The organism is Pusillimonas caeni, assembly GCF_003545815.1.
Classification (GTDB): domain Bacteria; phylum Pseudomonadota; class Gammaproteobacteria; order Burkholderiales; family Burkholderiaceae_B; genus Pusillimonas; species Pusillimonas caeni.
This window is the reverse complement of the sequence record NZ_PDUW01000001.1, coordinates 651,963-672,247: the sequence shown is the minus strand read 5'-3', so window position 1 is coordinate 672,247 and position 20,285 is coordinate 651,963. Positions and strand designations below refer to the sequence as shown.

Annotated in this window: 12 protein-coding genes; 9 read left to right on the top strand and 3 right to left on the bottom strand. The window is 66.4% G+C overall.

Annotated elements, in window-relative coordinates; all coding sequences use genetic code 11:
- Positions 1–189: 189 nt before the first annotated feature.
- The 3 genes from CSC67_RS03120 to CSC67_RS03110 all read right to left on the bottom strand — a co-directional run bounded on the left by CSC67_RS03120 (position 190) and on the right by CSC67_RS03110 (position 7,830).
- On the bottom strand, positions 190–1,653 hold the full coding sequence (locus tag CSC67_RS03120) for a glutamate synthase subunit beta (protein WP_118993034.1): 1,464 nt from the start codon (positions 1,651–1,653) through the stop codon (positions 190–192).
- Between the two features lie 11 nt (positions 1,654–1,664).
- Complete coding sequence (locus CSC67_RS03115) at positions 1,665–6,380, bottom strand: glutamate synthase-related protein (RefSeq protein WP_118993033.1); 4,716 nt, start codon at positions 6,378–6,380, stop codon at positions 1,665–1,667.
- Between the two features lie 703 nt (positions 6,381–7,083).
- Positions 7,084–7,830, bottom strand: a complete 747-nt coding sequence (locus CSC67_RS03110; RefSeq protein ID WP_245220102.1) for a hypothetical protein — start codon at positions 7,828–7,830, stop codon at positions 7,084–7,086.
- A gap of 385 nt (positions 7,831–8,215) precedes the next feature.
- Here CSC67_RS03110 and fghA point away from each other — a divergent pair, with 385 nt between their 5' ends.
- The 9 genes from fghA (at position 8,216) to CSC67_RS03065 (ending at position 20,238) form a co-directional block, all read left to right on the top strand.
- Complete coding sequence (gene fghA / locus CSC67_RS03105; protein WP_118993032.1) at positions 8,216–9,076, top strand: S-formylglutathione hydrolase; 861 nt, start codon at positions 8,216–8,218, stop codon at positions 9,074–9,076.
- Between the two features lie 290 nt (positions 9,077–9,366).
- A complete protein-coding gene (locus CSC67_RS03100; RefSeq protein WP_118993031.1) occupies positions 9,367–10,482 on the top strand; it encodes an ABC transporter substrate-binding protein in 1,116 nt (371 codons plus the stop codon).
- On the top strand, positions 10,479–12,359 hold the full coding sequence (locus tag CSC67_RS03095; protein ID WP_118993030.1) for an ABC transporter permease: 1,881 nt from the start codon (positions 10,479–10,481) through the stop codon (positions 12,357–12,359). Before CSC67_RS03100 ends, CSC67_RS03095 begins: the two co-directional genes overlap by 4 nt.
- Positions 12,359–13,210, top strand: coding sequence for an ABC transporter ATP-binding protein (locus CSC67_RS03090; protein ID WP_245220101.1), 852 nt, complete (start codon positions 12,359–12,361; stop codon positions 13,208–13,210). Before CSC67_RS03095 ends, CSC67_RS03090 begins: the two co-directional genes overlap by 1 nt.
- On the top strand, positions 13,194–13,931 hold the full coding sequence (locus tag CSC67_RS03085; protein WP_118993028.1) for an ABC transporter ATP-binding protein: 738 nt from the start codon (positions 13,194–13,196) through the stop codon (positions 13,929–13,931). The genes CSC67_RS03090 and CSC67_RS03085 overlap by 17 nt, the downstream gene beginning before the upstream one ends.
- Positions 13,928–15,676 carry an FAD-binding protein gene (locus tag CSC67_RS03080; RefSeq protein ID WP_118993027.1) on the top strand — a complete coding sequence of 583 codons (1,749 nt, stop codon included), beginning with the start codon at positions 13,928–13,930 and terminating at the stop codon, positions 15,674–15,676. Before CSC67_RS03085 ends, CSC67_RS03080 begins: the two co-directional genes overlap by 4 nt.
- A complete protein-coding gene (locus CSC67_RS03075) occupies positions 15,673–16,044 on the top strand; it encodes a 2Fe-2S iron-sulfur cluster-binding protein (protein ID WP_118993026.1) in 372 nt (123 codons plus the stop codon). Before CSC67_RS03080 ends, CSC67_RS03075 begins: the two co-directional genes overlap by 4 nt.
- Positions 16,037–16,582, top strand: coding sequence for a winged helix DNA-binding protein (locus CSC67_RS03070; RefSeq protein WP_118993025.1), 546 nt, complete (start codon positions 16,037–16,039; stop codon positions 16,580–16,582). The genes CSC67_RS03075 and CSC67_RS03070 overlap by 8 nt, the downstream gene beginning before the upstream one ends.
- Positions 16,579–20,238, top strand: a complete 3,660-nt coding sequence (locus CSC67_RS03065) for a hydantoinase B/oxoprolinase family protein (protein WP_118993024.1) — start codon at positions 16,579–16,581, stop codon at positions 20,236–20,238. The genes CSC67_RS03070 and CSC67_RS03065 overlap by 4 nt, the downstream gene beginning before the upstream one ends.
- Positions 20,239–20,285 lie beyond the last annotated feature (47 nt).

Sequence of the window (20,285 nt, the reverse complement as noted above, 5' to 3'; positions counted from 1 at the left end):
AATGATAGGGTAGGAGAGGGCAGCCGGCAAAGCCGGCCGCAGCGAGCGGCGCCCAAAACAGGGTCCCGCCCCGCGCCGGCTTAAGCACTCAAAGCGGCTTGTTAGCGCTGCCCTGTTCGGGCTTGAGGACTCAAGCGCGGTCGAGTTCAGTAGCAATAGAAGAGAGCAAGCGCCCCTCTGTCCGCTGCCTCAACGAGGCAGCGTGCTGCTCCCCATCAAGAACTCATCCACCGACCGTGCGCACTGCCGGCCTTCGCGAATCGCCCAGACCACCAGCGACTGCCCCCGCCGCATATCGCCCGCCGCGAACACCTTGTCCACCGACGTCGAATAGCGATCCGTATCCGCCCGCGCATTGCCCCGGCCGTCCGTCTCCACCTCGAACGACGCCAGCACCTCCTTCACGGGCGCCACGAACCCCATCGCCAGCAGCACCAGGTCCGCCTTCATTTCAAAGCGGGAATCCTTCACCTCGCGCATCTTCATCTGCCCCGTCGCCGGATCGCGCTTCCATTCGACGCGGACCGCCACCAGCTTCTCGACCTTCCCGTCCGCGCCTTCCAGCGCCACCGTCGAGACCGCCCAGTCGCGTTCGCAGCCCTCTTCCTGCGAAGAAGACGTGCGCAGCTTCAGCGGCCAGTACGGCCAGGTGAGGTCCTTGTCCTCCGCCTCCGGCGGCTGCGGCATCAGCTCGAACTGAGTGACCGAAGCCGCGCCCTGGCGGATGCTCGTGCCCACGCAGTCCGAGCCCGTGTCCCCGCCGCCGATGACGATCACGTGCTTATCCTTGGCCGAGATCTGGCCGGGAATGCGCGCGCCCGCGTTCGCGCGGTTCTGCTGCGTCAGGAAGTCCATGGCAAAGTGCACCCCCTGCAGCTCGCGCCCGGGCACCGGAAGATCGCGCGGCGTTTCCGAGCCGCCCGCCAGCACCACCGCGTCGAATTCCTCGTGCAGCGAGGCCGGCGTGCGCACCGTCAGGCCGTCCGCCGCATGGGCCGGGTCGCCCACATAGGTCGAAGGGTAGAACTCCACGCCTTCGGCCTCCATCTGCGCCAGGCGGCGGTCGATATGCGATTTGGCCAGCTTGAAATCGGGGATGCCGTAGCGCAGCAGCCCGCCGACGCGGTCGTTCTTCTCGAACACCGCCACGGCATGGCCCGCGCGCGCCAGCTGCTGCGCGCAAGCCAGGCCCGACGGGCCCGAGCCCACCACCGCCACCTTCTTGCCCGTCTTGCGGCTGGGCGGCTGCGGCGCGACCCAGCCGTTCAGCCAGCCATGGTCGATGATGGCGTGCTCGATCGACTTGATGCCCACCGGGTCGTTGTTGATGTTGAGCGTGCAGGCCGCCTCGCAGGGGGCCGGACAGATCCGCCCCGTGAACTCGGGGAAATTGTTGGTCGAATGCAGCGTATCGAGCGCCGTGCGCCAGTCCTGCCGATAGACCAGGTCGTTCCAGTCGGGGATGATGTTGTTGACCGGACAGCCCGTGGTACAGAACGGGATGCCGCAGTCCATGCAGCGCGCGCCCTGTACCTTGGCCTGCTCGTCGTTGAGGGACTGGACGAACTCCTTCCAGTGCTTGACCCGCTGCAGCGGCGCCTCGTGCGGCTCGCTGACGCGTTCGAATTCGATGAAGCCGGTGGTCTTGCCCATAGTGTCTTTCCTCAGGCGGCGATTTGTTGCAGGTTTTCCGCGGCCCAGAGCTCTTTCATCGCGCGGCGGTATTCTTGGGGCATCACTTTCACGAAGGCCTCGCGCGAGCGGTTCCAGTCGCTCAGGATGTCGCGCGCGCGGAAGCTGCCCGTATAGCGGTAGTGGTCTTCGATCAGGCGGCGCAGAATGCTTTCGTCCGTTTCGCGCTCGGCGCCGCGCATGGCGCAGTGCCAGAACTCTTTCTCGTCGGCCTCGAGCTGCTCGGCATGGCTCTGTACTTTCTCGAGCTGCACCATGGAAGGATTGCAATAGCGCCGGAAGCTGCCTTCGGGGTCCCACACATAGGCGATGCCGCCCGACATGCCGGCCGCGAAGTTGCGTCCGGTGGCGCCCAGCACCACCACGGTGCCGCCCGTCATGTATTCGCAGCCGTGGTCGCCCGTGCCTTCGACCACCGCCGAAGCGCCCGAGTTGCGCACCGCGAAGCGTTCGCCGGCCACCCCGCTGAAGAAGGCCTGGCCGCTCAGCGCGCCGTACAGCACCGTGTTGCCCACGATGATGTGATCGGGTCCGTAGCCGCGGAAGTCGTTGGGCGAGCGCACGACGATGCGGCCGCCGGACAGGCCCTTGCCGACGTAGTCGTTGCCTTCGCCCACCAGGTCGAGCGTGATCCCGTGCGCCAGGAAGGCGCCGAAGCTCTGGCCCGCCGTGCCGTTGCACTGGATGTGGATGGTGTCGTCGGGCAGGCCCTCGTGGCCGTGGCGCGCCGCCACCACGCCCGAGAGCATGGCGCCGATGCTGCGGTTGCGGTTGCGCACCGGGGTGATGAAGGACACCTTCTCGCCCCGTTCAATGGCCGGCCTGCTGCGTTCGATCAGTTGATGGTCGAGCGCGCCGTCGATGCCGTGGTCCTGGTCCTGGAGATGGCGGCGCGGCGAATCGGACTGCACCTGATGGAAGACGCGGGTGAAGTCCAGCCCCTGGGCTTTCCAGTGCGCCAGTCCCGCCCGCATGTCGAGCAGGTCGACGCGGCCGATCAGTTCGTCGAACTTGCGTATGCCCAGCTGGGCCATGATCTCGCGCACTTCTTCGGCCACGAAGAAGAAGTAGTTGACCACGTGCTCGGGCTTGCCGGTGAACTTCTTGCGCAGCTCGGGGTCTTGCGTGGCCACGCCCACCGGACAGGTGTTGAGGTGGCACTTGCGCATCATGATGCAGCCCTCCACCACCAGCGGGGCGGTGGCGAAGCCGAACTCGTCGGCGCCCAGCAGGGCGCCCACCACCACGTCGCGGCCCGTCTTCATCTGGCCGTCGGCCTGGACGCGGATGCGGCTGCGCAGATTGTTCATGATGAGGGTCTGCTGGGTTTCGGCCAGGCCGAGCTCCCAGGGCGTGCCGGCATGCTTGATCGACGAGACCGGCGAAGCGCCCGTGCCGCCGTCGTGGCCGGCAATGACGACGTGGTCGGCCTTGGCCTTGGCCACGCCGGTGGCGACCGTGCCCACGCCCACTTCGGAAACCAGCTTGACCGAGATGGCGGCTTGCGGGTTCACGTTCTTCAGGTCGTGGATGAGCTGCGCCAGGTCTTCGATCGAGTAGATGTCATGGTGCGGCGGGGGCGAGATGAGGCCGACGCCGGGCACCGAGTAGCGCAGCTTGGCGATGTATTCGGACACCTTGTGGCCCGGCAGCTGGCCGCCTTCGCCGGGCTTGGCGCCCTGGGCCATCTTGATCTGGATCTGGTCGGCGCTGGTCAGGTATTCGGCCGATACGCCGAAGCGGCCCGAGGCCACCTGCTTGATGCGCGAGCGCAGTGAGTCGCCGGCGGCCAGGGGCACGTCGGCCTCGACGCGCTCGGCGCCCAGGATGGAGGCCAGGGTGTCGCCTTTCTTGATGGCGCTTTTGCCGGCGCGCATCTCGGGCCGGTAGCGCAGTTCGTCTTCGCCGCCCTCGCCGGTGTTGGACTTGCCGCCGATGCGGTTCATGGCCACCGCCAGCACGCTATGGGCCTCGGTGGAGATCGAGCCCAGCGACATGGCGCCGGTGGCGAAGCGCTTGACGATTTCCTTGGCCGGCTCGACTTCGTCCAGCGGAATGGCGTGGCCTGGGTCGGCGCGGAACTCGAACAGGCCGCGCAGCGTCATGTGGCGCCGCGACTGGTCGTTGATGAGCTGGGCGTATTCCTTGTAGGTGGCGTAGTTGTTGGCGCGCGTGGAATGCTGCAGCTTGGCGATGGAATCCGGATTCCACATGTGCTCTTCGCCGCGCACGCGGAAGGCGTAGTCGCCGCCGGCGTCCAGGGCGTTCTCCAGCACGGGGTCGTCGCTGAACGCCGCCTTGTGCACGCGCAGGGCCTCTTCGGCGATTTCGAAGATGCCGATGCCCTCGATGTTGCTGGGCGTGCCGGTGAAGTATTTCTCGACCAGGGCGGAGCTGAGGCCGACGGCCTCGAAGATCTGCGCGCCGGTGTAAGACATATAGGTCGAGATGCCCATCTTGGACATGACCTTGTTCAGGCCCTTGCCGATGGCCTTGATGTAGTTCTGGACGGCCTTGCCGCTGTCGGGCAATACAGCCAGCGACTCGAGCGCCAGATAGGGATGCACCGCCTCGGCCCCGTAGCCGCCCAGCAGGGCGAAGTGATGCACTTCGCGCGCCGAGCCGGTTTCCACCACCAGGCCGGTCTTGGTGCGCAGGCCTTCGCGGATCAGATGCAGGTGGATGGCCGAGGTGGCCAGCAGGGCCGGGATGGCCATGCGCTCGCTGTCGGTCTTGCGGTCGGTGACGATGAGGATGTTGTAGCCGCTCAGCACGGCGTCGGCGGCATTCGAGCACAGCGCGGCCAGACAGGCTTCGATGCCTTCGGCGCCCCAGGCGACCGGATAGGTGATGTCGAGCTCGATGCTGCGGAACTTGCTGCCGGTGATGGGCTCGATGTTGCGGATCTGGGCCATGGCCGCGAAATCCAGCACCGGCTGTGTCACTTCGAGGCGCAGCGGCGGATTGACGTTGTTGATGTCGAGCAGGTTGGGCTTGGGGCCGATGAACGACACCAGCGACATGACCAGCTGTTCGCGGATCGGGTCGATGGGCGGATTGGTGACCTGGGCGAACAACTGCCGGAAGTAGTTGTAGAAAGGCTTGGGCCGGTTGGACAGCACGGCCAGCGGCGCATCGTTGCCCATGGAGCCGGTGGCCTCTTCGCCGTTGGCGGCCATGGGCTGCAGCACGAACTTGAAGTCTTCCTGCGTCCAGCCGAACGCCTGCTGGCGGTCCAGCAGCGAAGCGGTGGGCGCGGCGGGCGCCTGCTGGGGGGCCGGCAGGGATTCGAGCTTGATGCGCAGGCGCTCGATCCATTGCTGGTAGGGGCGCGCGCTGGCAAGCTGGGTCTTGATCTCGTGGTCGTCGATGATGCGGCCCTGCTGCAGGTCGATCAGAAACATCTTGCCCGGCTGCAGGCGCCACTTCTTGACGATGCGGTGCTCGGGAATGGGCAGGGTGCCCGCCTCGGAGGCCAGCACCACCAGGTCGTCGTCGGTGACCAGGTAGCGGGCCGGGCGCAGGCCGTTGCGGTCGAGCAGGGCGCCGATCTGGCGTCCGTCGGTAAAGGCCATGGCGGCCGGGCCGTCCCAGGGCTCCATCATGGCGGCGTGGTATTCGTAGAAGGCGCGGCGGTTTTCGTCCATCTGCGCATGCTGTTCCCAGGCTTCGGGAATCATCATCATCATGGCGTGGGCTAGCGAGTAGCCCGACATCACCAGCAGTTCCAGGCAGTTGTCGAAGGTGGCCGTGTCGGACTGGCCTTCGTAGACGATGGGGTAGAGCTTGGCCAGGTCTTCGCCCAGCACGGCCGACTGCATCATGCCTTCGCGGGCGCGCAGCCAGTTGAAATTGCCCTTGACCGTGTTGATTTCGCCGTTGTGGGCGATCATGCGGTAGGGGTGGGCCAGCGGCCAGGCCGGGAAGGTATTGGTCGAAAAGCGCTGGTGCACCAGCGACAGCGCCGAGACGGCGCGCGTGTCGGCCAGGTCGCGGTAGTACTGGCCCACCTGACCCGCCAGCAGCAGGCCCTTGTACACCACGGTGCGCACCGAGATGGAGGGCACGAAGTATTCTTGGCCATGCGCCAGGTTCATGCGCTGGATGGCGTGGCTGGCGGTCTTGCGGATGACGTACAGCTTGCGCTCGAGCGCGTCGGGCACCATGATGTCGGCCCCGCGGCCGATGAAGAGCTGGCGGATGACCGGCTCGACCGCCCGCACGGTGGGCGACATGGGCATAGCGGCGTCCACCGGCACGTCGCGCCAGCCCAGCACCACCTGGCCTTCATCGCGCACGGCGCGTTCCAGCTCTTGTTCGCAGGCCAGGCGCGAGGCGGTTTCCTTGGGCAGGAACACCATGGCCACCCCGTAGTCGTCCGGCGGCGGCAGTTCGACGCCTTGCGCGGCCATGTCTTCGCGGTACAGGGCATCCGGAATCTGGATGAGGATGCCGGCGCCGTCGCCCATGAGTTCGTCCGCGCCCACCGCGCCGCGATGATCGAGGTTCTCGAGGATCTTCAGGCCCTGCTGGATGATGGAGTGGCTTTTGTGGCCCTTGATGTGGGCGACGAAGCCCACGCCACAGGCGTCGTGCTCGTTGCTGGGGTCGTACAGGCCCTGACGGGACGGCAGGCCGATGCGCGTTGCGTCGACGACGCTGTGCGTCGGTTGCGAGGAGTGGTTCATGAGTGGCTCCGCTGAGCTGGGTGCGTGCAAGGCGAACTTGCGTCGAGACAAAAACAATAGCGTCGCGGGCGAGGGCTGGCAAGTGTTTTTAAATAGGGTGCGTCCCTAAATAATATGGCTTATTTGCGTTTGTAAATTAAATAGGGACGCATAGAATTATCTGAAATAAAAGAATATTTTTCTTTGTTTTTTAGCTGCGTCGCACAAATTGTGGCGTTGGGAAGGAGGGGGAATTGTTGAAACAGGCAAGTGTGAGGCAAGTAGAATGTTGCTGAATTGCTTGATGAAGGCGTGGGGAAATGGACGAGTGACGTAAGAATGTTGATGCGTCGGATGCGTTTGATGTTCGTTCTGGGTTCTAAAGCGCCGTCGCGGGCGATGCCGTTTATGCCGGGCGGTCGGGCGGTCCGAGGCAGCGCCCTCCAACGCCCGGCATAAACGGCACCGCCCGCGACGGCTTGCGATTGTGACCTGCCACGGATGTGTGAAGACTCCTTTTTTCAGAAGAACGCCGGCTCGTGTGGCCTGCCCAAATATAAGCTGTCGGAGGCGGCCTGCCTGGGGACGGGCGTTGGAGGGCGCTGCCTCGGACCGCCCGACCGCCCGGCCCCAGGCAGGCCGCCTCCGACAGCGTTAAAGGACCCAAAAAGAGCATGGCAACAAGCCGGCAGCGGCTGCTCAACAAGGCGCCGGAGGAGAGAGTTCAGGCAGAGGACGCATCCTCTTCCCGCGGCTCGTCGGATCGGGGCTCCGATTCAACGACGGTCTGCCTGGGCGGGCGTCCGCGCTTGGCGGGAAGAAGCCGGCGGGTGGAGTCCCGGCCGATGCGCGCGAGAAAAGCTTCATCGCCCAAGGCCCATTGGCCGAACAAAGCCTCTTCCACCCGCCGCGCTTGCGTAGCGGGTAGCCCCTGTTCCAGCAGCCGACGATAGTGCGCCTGGCGCTCGAAAGGCGTATTCCCCTGGTGCCAGTAGTCGGCGTGTTCCGTCGTCCAGCGCGCGGCGGCGGAAGCCAGGCCCGTATGTTGCGCCGCCGAAGACCAGGGCCATCTGCCAGCATCGTCCACATAGCCGAGCTGCACCGGCAGCCGCTCCAGCCAGATCAGCGCGGGCAGGACCCAGGCGCCGGGCTGCAGCAGGGCGCTGCGATAGCGTTCCGAGAATACCCGCCCTTTTTGAATGCGGGTGGCGAACCGGCGCCCCACGGCCTGAACGGTACGCGCCAGGCCGGTCTTGTCGGGCGGCGTGGCCAGCAGGGCCAGGCGGTCGTTGAGCAGCATCCAGCCATGCACGGGCACATGGTTTTCGCGCGCCGCGTCGCGCAGCCAGCCGGCCAGCAGGTCCAGCTTGTCCGCGGGCGTGGCCTCGTTGGGCGGCGCCAGCGGCCGCGTGAAGCGGACCTGGACGAGTTGCGGCGTGTCGGGCGCATAAAGGCGCGAAAGTCGGGCCATGCTGGGTCTGGGTATCAAGTCGGCCAGCCAATGCTGGCGGAGGCGTCATGGAATCGGAGTCTTTTGGCACAATGGCGTTATCGCATGATACCGCCTGGGCCGCAGGCATTGCAGCTTTTGTAGTGTCTGCTACATAGCCGCCTATAATGCCCAGGGCGCCGAACCGCATTCTATATAACGATCTAATCAGTTAAGCTTCACCCATAAGCTGCGGTGTCCCATGCAGTCCGGGGCTGCCGCGGCCCATAAGCGTGCGTTGCCGCGTGCCCGTCGCGTAGGTCGGCCATGCGGCTTGATTCGCGCCTGGCCTGCCTCGCCTTTGCCGGCCGGCGCGGCCGCCTTTTTTCGTGTTAACAGGCCCTTGGGGAATTAAGGAGAAGTATTGATGTCCATTGAGCTCGAACTGCTCAGCGAACACCGCTGTTTCGACGGCGTGCAGCGCTTTTACAAGCATGACTCCAGCGCCATCGGCCTGCCGATGCGCTTTTCGGTGTACCTGCCGCCCGCCGCAGCGGCGGATCCGGCCGCCAAGGTGCCGGTGCTGTTCTATCTGGCCGGCCTGACCTGCACCGAAGAAACCTTCATGATCAAAGGCGGCGCCCAGCAGTGGGCGGCGCGCCACGGCATCATGCTGGTGGCGCCCGACACCAGCCCCCGCGGGGCCAATGTGCCGGGCGAAGACGAAGGCTGGGACTTCGGCACCGGCGCGGGTTTTTACCTCGATGCCACCCAGGCGCCCTGGAACACGCATTACCGCATGGAAAGCTATGTCACCGGCGAACTGTACGGCATCGCCACCACGCAGTTGCCGGGCGACGCGGGCAGGGCGGGCATTTTCGGCCACTCGATGGGCGGCCATGGCGCGCTGGTGCTGGCCCAGCGCCATCCCGGCAAGTTCCGCTCGGTCTCGGCCTTCGCGCCGATTGCTTCGCCCACCCAATGCCCCTGGGGTCACAAGGCTTTTTCAGGGTATTTGGGCGAAGATCGCGAGCAATGGGCGCAATACGATGCGTCTTTGCTGATGGAAGAAGCCAATTGCCCCTTCCCGGGCGGCATTCTGGTCGACCAGGGCCTGGCCGACAGCTTCCTGGCCGAGCAGCTCTATCCCGAGGCTTTCGAGGCGGCATGCGAAAAGGCCGGGCAGCCGCTGACGCTGCGCCGCCACGAAGGCTACGACCACGGCTATTACTTCATTTCCACTTTCATGCAAGACCATATGGACTTCCATGCGAAGCAATTGAAGTAGGCGCCCGTTCGTGTAGGCGGACGCTTCCCGGCGCCGCTTCGCCGTGGCTCAAGCACCGTCTTTGTCTGGCCGGCAACCGTATCCGCTGCCCCTTTCGGGCAGCGGTTTTTATTCGGAAATTCCTGCCATGAAGAGACGTCTTCATTAGCTTATTACCTATAATACGTTAGTAAATTATCAACTAACTATTAATATCTTGTCGTACTGCGACGACGACACGGCGAGCCTTTTCGCCGGGCCCAAAGGGGTCGAACGGTCGGCGTTCTTCACTTTTTCAAGGTAGACAAGCGATGCGATTGATTCGATCCACATTCCTCGCGGCCCTGCTGCCCGCCTTCCTGGCGGCGCCGGTACACGCGGCCGAGCCCGTAACCATCGGTTTCTTCTCTCATTTGTCGGGCAACTTCGCCGAATATGGCGCCAGCTTCAAAAATGCCGTCGAACTGTACCTGGACGAAGTGAAGCAGCAGGGCGGCATCGAAGGGCGGCCCGTCAAACTTCTCGTCGAGGACGACCGCAACTCGCCGCAAGAGGCCGCCACGGTGGCGCGCAAGATAGCCGGCACCCCCGGCGTGGTGCTGGCCATCGGTTCCTGGTCGACCACGTCCTCGATGGCCGCTTCGCCCATTTTCTCTGAAGCCAAGATCCCGCAGATCAGCCCCACGTCTTCGCACCCCGACTTCACCAAGCAAAGCGACTACGTCTTCCGCCAGAACAACACCGACGACGTGCTGGCCCAGTACAACGCCGACACCATCCAGCAAAAGCTCAAGGCCAACAAGGTCGTCATTCCCTACTCGCAGGACGACTGGGGCGTGTACACCGGCAAGGCGACCGCCGAAGCCATCAAGAAGGCGGGCGGCGAGGTGCTGCTGCTGGAAAGCGTGCAGCCCGGTTCGCGCGACTTCCGGCCGTTCATCAGCAAGGTCAAGGCGCTCAAGCCCGAGGGCGTCTTCCTGGCCCTGCCTTACCAGGAAGCGTCCATCTTCATCCAGCAACTGCGCCAGGCGGGCGTCGACATCCCGGTCGGCGGCGGCATCCCGCTGACTTCGCCCAAGTTCATCGAGCTGTCGGGCAAGGCGGCCGAGGGCGTGGTGCTGCACACTATCTTCTTTGCGGGAGACCCTTCCAAGAAAGCCTTTACCGAAGCCTATCAGGCCAAGTACGGCAAGCTGCCGGACCAGTTCGCGGCGCTGGCGTATGACGCCACGGCGGTGGGCGTCGAAGCCATTCGGCGCGTCATCAAGTCGGGCAAGCCGCTTACCGGCGAGGCGGTGCGCGACGAACTGGCCAACGGCCCGGCCTATGAAGGCGTGACGGGCGTCACCAAATACGATCACGGCAACGTCAAAAAGGACCCCATCTTCATCACGGTGAAGAACGGCAAGTTCGAACTGTTTCAATGATTGAACTATTCTTAAGCCAGGTCCTGAACGGCCTGGCCATCGGCCAGGTCTATGCCCTGATCGCACTGGGCTTCAGCCTGGTCTTCGGCGTTTCCAACCTGATCAATTTCGCCCAGGGCGCCCTGTTCATGCTCGGGGCGTTCTTCGCCTTCAGCGGCGTGACCTGGCTGGGACTGCCGCTGCCCATCGCCGCGGTGGGCGCCATCGCGCTGGTCACCGTGCTGGGCATGCTGCTCGAGGGCGTCGCGCTGCGGCCGCTCGAAAACGGTCCCTACATCGCGCCGGTGCTGTCCACCCTGGCCATCAGCATCATCGTCGACCAGCTTGCCGAAATCATCTGGTCGCCCGAGGGGCAGGCCTTTCCGCTGCCGTTCGAAGAAGTGACCTTCTTCATCGGCGGGGCCTACATCACCAGCACCGACATCCTCATCTTCGTCTTCGGCGGCCTGGCCGCCCTGGCGCTGACCTGGTTCCTGACGCATTCGTGGATGGGCCGGGGCGTGCGCGCCACCGCCCAGGACCGCGACGCCGCGGCGCAGTTGGGCGTGCGCACCGACAACGTGCGCCGGCTGGCGTTCGCCCTGGCGGGCACGCTGGGCGCGCTCAGCGGCATCCTGGTGGCGCTCTATTTCAAGAGCGTGTTTCCGCAGATGGGCATGCCTTTCGCGCTCAAGGGCTTTGCCGCGGCGCTGCTGGGCGGACTGACCAGCATTCCCGGCGCCGTGGTGGGCGGCCTGTCCCTGGGCATCGTCGAGACGCTGGCCAGCGCCTACGTGGGCGAGGGCTATCGCGACCTCGTGGCCTTCTCGCTGCTGCTGGTCTTCCTGCTGTTTCGTCCGCAGGGGCTGCTGGGCGACAGCCGCCTGAGCGCCCTGGGCGGCTCGGGCGCGGCCTCGGGCAGCATGCCCAGTACCAGCCTGCTGGCATCGGCGTCCAGCCAGCGCGCGGCCCACCGCATCATCGAAATGCCCGCCTGGGGATTTCTCGCCGCGGGCCTGGCGCTGGCGGCGCTGCCCCTCATCACGCAAAGCAGCTATGTGCTGCAGGCCGTGGTGTACGGCATGATCTTCGCCATGCTCTCGGCCAGCGTTTCATTGATATCGGGCTCGCTCGGAGTGCTGTCGGTCGGCCATGCCGCTTTCTACGGCGTGGGCGCCTACACGGTCGCGGTGCTGGGGCACACTTACGGCCTGCCGGCCGAAGTGGCGCTGCCGGCCGCCATCCTGCTGACGGCCGTGGTGGCGGCAGTGGCGTCCCTGCCGCTGTACAAGCTCAGCGGCCATACGGCCGCCCTGGGCACGCTGGCCATCGGCCAGATCGGCTTTCTCGTCTTCATGACCTGGCTGTCGGTCACGCGCGGTCCCATGGGCTTTCTCAATATACCGGCGCCCCAGTTCGATCTGCTGGGCGGCCTGCGCCTGAGCGCCATCGGCCACAAGTTCTGGCTGGTGGCGCTGGTGGCCGCGGTGGGGCTATTCCTGGTGCAGCGGCTGCTCGATTCCGAAATCGGCCGGGCCTGGCGCGGCATACGCGAAGACCGCCTGGCCGCGCATGCCGCCGGACTGCCCGTGCGGCGCTACATGCTCATGGCCTTCGCCGTGTCCGGCGCCCTGGCGGGGGCGGCGGGCGGCCTGTTCGCCTATGTGCAAAGCGTCATCAGCCCGGACAGCTTCAACGTGCACGCCTCGCTGCTTCTGCTGACCATGGCGGTGCTGGGCGGCCTGGGCAATCTGACCGGCGCCGCGGCGGCCGGCTTCCTGCTGACCATCGTGCCCGAGCTGTTCCGGCCTTTTGCCGAATGGCGCATGATCGTCTACGGCGTATTTCTTCTGATGGTGTTGCGGATGCGTCCGCACGGCATGCTGGGAGCGCGGTGATGGCGACATTGCAAGGCATACAGGTGCGGGGCGTTTCGCGCCATTTCGACGGAGTCAGGGCGGTGGACGACGTCAGCTTCAGCCTGGCGGCGGGCGAGACCCTGGCCCTGGTGGGACCGAACGGCGCGGGCAAGTCCACCCTCATCCAGCTGATCAGCGGCATAGAACGCCTGTCGGGCGGCCACATCGAGGTCGACGGACGGCGCATCGACCGCCTGCCGCCGGAGCGCATCGCCCGGCTGGGCATCGGGCGCAGCTTCCAGACGTCGCGCGTGTTTCCCGCCTTGTCGGTGTGGGACAGCGTGATGCTGGGCACCCAGGCGCGACTGCTGCGCCGCCCGCATGGGCGCTTCCTGATCAATCCGCTTTACGAGCTGCTGGCCGGGCTGGTTCCACTGTCCGGCTGGCGCAAGAAGGTCGAGGGCCAGGAGGCCATCGCGCGCGAGACGCTGCAGCTGTTCGGCGACAGGCTGTGGCCGCGCAGGCACCAGCCGGCCTTCAGCCTGTCGTACGCCAACCGCCGGCGTCTGGAGATCGCCCGCGTGCTGGCCGGCCAGCCCGATTACCTGCTGCTGGACGAGCCGGCGGCGGGCATGAATCCCACCGAAACCGGCGAGTTGACCAGGCTGCTGCTCGAACTGCGGCGCATGCGTCCCGAGCTGGGCATACTCGTGGTCGAGCACAAGCTGTCGCTGGTGCGCTCGGTGGCCGACCGGGTCATCGTGCTCAACCAGGGCAAGGTGCTGGCCCAAGGCGATCCCGAGCATGCGCTCGACCATCCGGAAGTCGTCGAAGCTTACCTGGGCCGGGTTCGCACCCGCCCTGTTTCATCGGATGCACACCTTGGATAAGAATCAGCCTTTTCTTCTGGTGGACGACATCGACGTCCACTATGGGCCGGTACAGGCGCTGTTCGGCGTAAGCCTGCATGTGCAGGCGGGCGAAGTGGTGTCCGTGCTGGGCGGCAATGCCTCGGGCAAATCGACCACCCTCAAGTCGGTACTGGGCCTGGTCCATCCCTCGCGCGGCCGCATTCTGCTCGAGGGCCAAGCCATCCATGGCCTGTCCTCGCCGGACGTCATCGAGCGCGGCGTGGCCAGCGTGCCCGAAGGGCGCCGGGTGTTTCCCGAGATGTCGGTCTACGAAAACCTGCTGATGGGCGCCTATCCGCGCCGCCGCGACAAGCAGGAAATCGAGCGCGACCTCGAGGAAGTATTCGCCTCCTTTCCCCGCCTGGCCGAGCGGCGCAAGCAGGCGGCCGGCACCCTGTCGGGCGGCGAGCAGCAGATGCTGGCGCTCGGGCGGGCCTGGCTGCGGCGCGGCAAGCTCATCTGCATCGACGAACCGTCCATGGGCCTGTCGCCCAAGTTCGTCGACCTGGTCTACGAGGTGCTGTTCCGCTGGAAGGCAGCGGGGCAGACCATATTGCTGGTCGAGCAGAACGCGCGCATTGCGCTGGAGCTCGCCGATCGTGCCTACGTGCTGCAGCACGGGCACGTCATCTTGCAGGGCGGCGCGACCGAACTCGCGGCCGATCCCACCGTTCAGAAAGCTTACTTGGGGGCGGCATGACTGCTGAAAATATTGTGAACCGGGAAACCGACGTATTGGTGATCGGCGCCGGGGGCGCGGGCATGAGCGCCGCGCTGGCGGCCTCGCAGGCCGGCAGCCGGGTCATCATGACGGACCGCAGCCTGGTCGGCCGGGGCGGCGCCACCATCATGGCGCAGATGACCGTGGCCGTGGCGCTGGGCGAACAGACGCCCGACGACTGGCGCAACCACTATGCCGACACGCTCAAGGCCGGGCGCGGCCTGTGCAGCGAGCCGCTCGCCCGGCTGCTGTGCGAAAGCGGCATCGACGCGATCCGGCTGATGGACAGCTGGGGAACGGGCTGGGCGCGCAGCGACGGCCACCTGACCCAGGTCCAGGCGCCGGGGCACGACCGCCCGCGGTGCGTCTACGTCGACTACCTGAACACCGGCCCGGCCGTGGCCAAGACCTTGCGCACCCAGGTTGCGCACGATGACAACATAGAGCGCTACGGCGACCTGCTGGTGCTCGAGCTGCTGGTGGAGCAGGGACGCGCCTGCGGGGCCGTGGCCCTGAATCTCACCACCGGGCATCCCGTGATCATCCGCGCGGGGGCGGTCATCGTCGCCACCGGCGGGCTCACCCGCCTGTACCGGCGCAACAGCGCGTCGCTGAACATGGGCGGGGACGGCTACGCATTGGCCCTGCGCGCCGGCGCGCGCCTCATCGACATGGAGTTCGTGCAGTTCTTCCCCATCGGGCACCTGGCGCCTCGCCTGGTGGGCTTCGACCCCATCATGTGGGACCCTTTCCGCTACAAGCTGGGCGGGCGGCTGCTGAACGGGCTGGGAGAGGAATTCGTCGAGAAGTACGGCCATTCCAACGAGGGCTATACGATCACGCGCGATGCCGCCACCTACGCCATCCTCAAAGAGGTCGAAGCGGGGCGCGGCTCGCCGGCGGGGGGCGCCTACCTCAGCTTCCAGCACGTGCCCGAAGAAACGCTGCGCAAGGCCTTCGGTCCCATCATCGACAAGCTTGCGGCCAACGGCATCGACCTCACCAAGTCGCCCATCGAGGTGGCGCCCATCGCCCACTATCACATGGGCGGTATCCGGGTGGAGGTCGACATGTCCACCGACGTGCCGGGACTGTACGCGGCCGGCGAAGCCGTGGGCGGCGCGAACGGCGCCAACCGGCTGTCGGGCAACGCCATTACCGAGGCCGTGTCCTTCGGCCTGCAGGCCGGCAGGTCCGCTTCCGCGCATGCCGCCGATGCGAAGGCCGTCGAGGCGCGGCGCGCGCTCGAGCTGGCCGGCCCGACACTGGCGCGGCTCGAGCCGGCGCCGCAGGATGGCGAATCGCCCAACGTCGCGGCCCTGATCGCGCGCCTGCAGGCCCTGATGCAGGACTATGTCGGTCCCTTCCGCAACGAAGAGGGCCTGCAGCACGCGCTGGGCGAGCTGCAGGTCCTGAAGGCGGAACTGGGCGAGGTCCTGCCGGGCGACGGCGGGCCGCAGGATCCGGTGCGCCTGGACGCGCTCGACCTGCACAACATGCTGCTGGTGGCCGAGGCCGTGACGCGCAGCGCGCTGGCCCGGCGTGAAAGCCGCGGCGCGCACCAGCGCGATGACTTCCCGGGCATGGACGACGCCTGGACATTGAACCAGACGCTGGCGCTCGACAAGGGGCAGTGGCGGCTCGACACCGAGCCGGTGCGGCGCCTGGAGACGCCGGTGGAGATTCCCGCCGCCGGCGGAACCGAATACGAGGGCCAAGCATGAACACGCAGAAGAACGATCGAACCATAGTCCTGGAAGTGCAGCGCGGCGTGGGCCGGGGGCCCTCGCGCGTCCAGGAGTACGAGCTGCCCGAAACGGCGGCGGCCTCGTTGCTGGACGGCTTGCGCTGGGTGCGCGAGCACCTCGATGACACGCTGGCGGTCCGCTACTCGTGCATCAACGCCAATGCCTGCAAAGAGTGCATGATGATTCTGGACGGCAAGGTCGTCTACGCCTGTGTGGCGCGGATGCAGCCGGGTGCCCGGCACCAGGTTGCGCCGCTGCCCAACAAGGCGCGGGTGCGCGACCTCATCTCCGAGATCGCCCCCGTCAAGGAAAGATTCGATCAAGAGGAAAACGCCGATGACTGATGGACGCGGCCCCGCGGCAGGCCGTCAGGACGAGTGTCCACCGCGTATTCTGTCTTCCGAACACCTGGCGCGGGGGCCGCACCCCTCGCTGTCCGAGTTCGAGTTCGGACTGATGGTGGCCCACAACGCGTTTGCGCGCTGGGTGGTGCGCTGCATGCGCGCCGCCGGCGAGCCGGATCTCGCCATCACCGACGTGCTGGTCCTGCACCACGTCCATCATCGCGGCCGCAGCAAGCGGCTGGCCGACATCTGCTTCACCCTCAATTACGAAGACAGCCACGTGATCAACTATTCCATCAAGAAACTGGTCAGCATGAAGCTGGCCCGCGGCGAGAAGGTCGGCAAAGAAGTCTTCTACGCCACCACCCCGGCGGGCGCCGAACTGCTCGAGCGCTTCCGCAAGGTGCGCAACCGCTGCCTGCTGCCCGCGGTCGAAGGCGAGCTGGCCGACGCCGAAACCATGTCCGCCATGGCGGCGCGGCTGCGCATGCTGTCCGGCCTGTACGATCAAGCCGCCCGTGCGGCGTCGTCGCTATGAGCGCCCCGCACAGCCGGACGGGCGCCGGGCGCTGGCAATTCTGGATAGACAGAGGGGGCACCTTCACCGACGTGGTGGCCCGCCGGCCCGACGGCGAACTGGTCACGGCCAAGCTGCTGTCCGAAAATCCCGAACAGTATCCCGACGCGGCGGTGCAGGGCATACGCCAGTTGCTGGGGGTGGCCAAGAACGAGCCCATACCGGTCGAACGCATCGAAGTGGTCAAGATGGGCACCACGGTGGCCACCAACGCGCTGCTCGAGCGCAAGGGCGAGCGCGTCGTACTGGCCGTCACGAAGGGGTTCCGCGATGCGCTGCGCATCGGCTACCAGAACCGGCCCCGCCTGTTCGACCGGCATATCGTGTTGCCCGAGTTGCTGCATGAAGCCGTCATCGAGATCGACGAGCGCCTGGATGCCCAGGGCGGCATCGTGCGCGAACTGGACGTCGAAGCGGCGCGCAAGGCGCTGCGCGAGGCCCGGGGGCACGGCTTTTCCGCCATCGCCATCGCGCTGATGCATGGCTATCGCAACAATGTCCACGAGCGGGCCTTGGCCGAGCTGGCCCGCGAGGCGGGCTACACCCAGGTTTCGGTATCGCATGAAGTGTCTCCGCTGATCCGCTATGTGGCGCGCGGCGACACCACGGTGGTCGACGCTTATCTGTCGCCGGTGCTGCGCCGCTACGTCGACCAGGTGGCGGCCGAGCTGCCGGGCGTCCGCCTTCAGTTCATGCAGTCCAGCGGCGGCCTGACCGACGCCCATGCCTTCCAGGGCAAGGATTCCATACTGTCCGGACCGGCCGGCGGCATCGTCGGCATGGCGGGCGTATCGGCCATTGCAGGCTATGACCGGGTCATCGGCTTCGACATGGGCGGCACCTCGACCGACGTGTCGCACTATGCCGGCGAGTACGAGCGCGCCTTCGACTCCATCGTGGCGGGCGTGCGTCTGCGCGCGCCCATGATGAGCATCCATACCGTGGCCGCCGGCGGCGGTTCCATCCTGCATTTCGACGGAGCCCGGCTGCGCGTCGGCCCCGAGTCGGCGGGCGCCAATCCGGGGCCGGCCTGCTATCGGCGCGGCGGCCCGCTTACCGTCACCGATGCTAACGTGATGCTGGGCCGCATCCAGCCGCAGCACTTTCCCGCCGTATTCGGCCCCAATGCAGACCAGCCCCTGGACGCCGGCATTGTGCGCCGGCGCTTTGCCGAACTGGCCGACCAGGTGGCGGCCGGGACGGGCCGGGCCATCACGCCCGAGCAGCTTGCGCAGGGCTTCCTGGATATCGCCGTGGCCAACATGGCCAACGCCATCAAGCGCATTTCGGTTCAGCGCGGCTACGACGTCACCCGCTATACATTGACCACCTTCGGCGGCGCCGGCGGCCAGCACGCCTGCCGCGTGGCCGACGCCCTGGCCATGCCGCGGGTGCTGGTCCATCCCCTGGCCGGCGTGCTGTCGGCCTACGGCATGGGCCTGGCGGCGGCCACCGCCATACGCGAGCGTTCGGTGGAGAAAGTATGGGACGCCGAAGGCGAGGCGCAGGCCCGCGCCGTGCTGCAAGAGCTGTGCCGGTCGGCCCGCCAGGACCTGCTCGCCCAGCAGGTGTCGGACGACCACATCCGCATCGAGCAGCGCCTGTATCTGCGCTACGAGGGCACCGACACCTCGCTGCCCGTGATCCTGGACGACGCCGAAGCGATGCGCGCCGCCTTCGAGCGGGCCTATTCGATGCGCTTCTCCTTCCTGATGCCGGACCGCCGCCTGGTGATCGAATCGGCGGTCGCGGAGGCCATCGGCGACGAGTCGGACAAAACCGCCGGAGCGTTCAAGAGCGAGCCGCGCGGGGCCGGCGACGTTCCAGCGCCCTTCGACACTGTCGAGATCCACGCCGACGACGCGCTGCTCGAATGTCCGCTGTATCGCAGCGCCGATTTGCGCGTGGGCGACGAATTGCTCGGGCCCGCCATCATCACGGACGCCAATGCCACGACTCTGGTCGACCCCGGCTGGCGCGCAAGCATCACGCGGCGCGGCGACATCGTGCTCGAGCGCGCCACGCCGCGCCCGCAGCGCTACGCCATCGGCACGCAGGCCGATCCGGTCATGCTCGAGATCTTCAACAATCTGTTCATGTCGATCGCCGAACAGATGGGATATCGCCTGCAGAACACGGCCTATTCGGTCAACATCAAAGAGCGCCTCGACTTTTCCTGCGCCATTTTCGACGCCAAGGGCGATCTCGTGGCCAACGCGCCGCACATACCCGTGCACCTGGGATCGATGAGCGCCAGCATCCAGGCGGTCACCGAGGCCAATCGCGGCAGCATCCGGCCGGGCGACGTCTTCGTGCTGAACAACCCCTATGCCGGAGGCACCCACCTGCCCGACGTTACGGTCGTGACGCCGGTATTCGACGCGCAGGGCCGCGACATCCTGTTTTACGTCGGCTCGCGCGGCCATCATGCGGACATAGGCGGACTGACGCCCGGGTCGATGCCCGCCGATTCGACCACCATAGACGAAGAAGGCGTCCTGATCACCAACTTCCGCCTGGTCGAGGCGGGCCGGATGCGCGAGCGCGAGCTGCGCGAACTGCTGGCCGGCGGGCCCTATCCGGCGCGCAACATCGACCAGAACCTGGCCGACCTGCGCGCCCAGATCGCGGCCAATGAAAAAGGCCGGGAAGAACTGCTGAACATGGTGCAGGCCTACGGCCTGGACGTGGTCCATGCCTATATGCAGCATGTGCAGGACAATGCCGAAGAGTCGGTGCGCCGGGCCATTTCGCGCGTTACCGACGGCGAGTTCACCCAGTTGCTGGACAATGGCGCGCGCATCCAGGTGAAGCTCACCGTCGACCATGCCGCGCGCAGCGCCATCGTGGATTTCACCGGCACCTCGCCGCGCCTGCCCAACAACTTCAACGCGCCGCGCGCGGTGACCACGGCAGCGGTGCTGTACGTCTTCCGCACCATGATCGACGACGACATCCCGATCAATGCCGGCGGACTCAAGCCGCTGACGCTGGTCGTGCCGGAAGACTCCATGCTGAATCCCAGCTATCCGGCGGCCGTGGTGGCCGGCAACGTCGAGACCTCCACCTGCGTGACCAACGCCCTGTACGGCGCGCTGGGCGTGAATGCGGGCAGCCAGCCCACCATGAACAACCTCACCTTCGGCAACGCGCGGCACCAGTATTACGAGACCATTTCCGGCGGGTCGGGCGCGGGAGGGCGCTTCGACGACGCAGGCCGCCTGGTGGGCGGATTCGACGGCACCTCGGTCGTCCAGACCCAGATGACGAATTCGCGCATGACCGACCCCGAAGTGCTGGAGCTGCGTGTGCCGGTGCGCCTGGAGCGCTATGAGATACGGCGCGGATCGGGCGGGGCGGGACGCTGGCATGGCGGAGACGGCGGCTTGCGCACGCTGCGTTTCCTCGAACCCATGACGGTTTCCCTGCTGGCCAACGGCTGGATCCATCCCGCCTTCGGCGCGCGTGGCGGCCAGCCGGGCGCCTGCGGGGAAAGCCGGGTCATCCGCGCGGACGGCCGTGTCGAGCCGATCAAGCATGCCGACAGCGCCGAACTGGAGGCCGGGGATTGCTTCGAGATTATGACGCCCGGCGGCGGCGGCTTCGGAGAGCCATGACCTCACCCGGCTGCGCGCCGCATGACGGCGCGCTTGCAGCCGGATGT

What these genes read in the sequence shown, in the direction of transcription:
- CSC67_RS03120 (WP_118993034.1), bottom strand. Translation starts at nt 1,653, where the DNA reads ATGGGCAAGACCACCGGCTTCATCGAATTCGAACGCGTCAGCGAGCCG.
- CSC67_RS03115 (WP_118993033.1), bottom strand. Translation starts at nt 6,380, where the DNA reads ATGAACCACTCCTCGCAACCGACGCACAGCGTCGTCGACGCAACGCGC.
- CSC67_RS03110 (WP_245220102.1), bottom strand. Translation starts at nt 7,830, where the DNA reads ATGGCCCGACTTTCGCGCCTTTATGCGCCCGACACGCCGCAACTCGTC.
- fghA (WP_118993032.1), top strand. Translation starts at nt 8,216, where the DNA reads ATGTCCATTGAGCTCGAACTGCTCAGCGAACACCGCTGTTTCGACGGC.
- CSC67_RS03100 (WP_118993031.1), top strand. Translation starts at nt 9,367, where the DNA reads ATGCGATTGATTCGATCCACATTCCTCGCGGCCCTGCTGCCCGCCTTC.
- CSC67_RS03095 (WP_118993030.1), top strand. Translation starts at nt 10,479, where the DNA reads ATGATTGAACTATTCTTAAGCCAGGTCCTGAACGGCCTGGCCATCGGC.
- CSC67_RS03090 (WP_245220101.1), top strand. Translation starts at nt 12,359, where the DNA reads ATGGCGACATTGCAAGGCATACAGGTGCGGGGCGTTTCGCGCCATTTC.
- CSC67_RS03085 (WP_118993028.1), top strand. Translation starts at nt 13,194, where the DNA reads ATGCACACCTTGGATAAGAATCAGCCTTTTCTTCTGGTGGACGACATC.
- CSC67_RS03080 (WP_118993027.1), top strand. Translation starts at nt 13,928, where the DNA reads ATGACTGCTGAAAATATTGTGAACCGGGAAACCGACGTATTGGTGATC.
- CSC67_RS03075 (WP_118993026.1), top strand. Translation starts at nt 15,673, where the DNA reads ATGAACACGCAGAAGAACGATCGAACCATAGTCCTGGAAGTGCAGCGC.
- CSC67_RS03070 (WP_118993025.1), top strand. Translation starts at nt 16,037, where the DNA reads ATGACTGATGGACGCGGCCCCGCGGCAGGCCGTCAGGACGAGTGTCCA.
- CSC67_RS03065 (WP_118993024.1), top strand. Translation starts at nt 16,579, where the DNA reads ATGAGCGCCCCGCACAGCCGGACGGGCGCCGGGCGCTGGCAATTCTGG.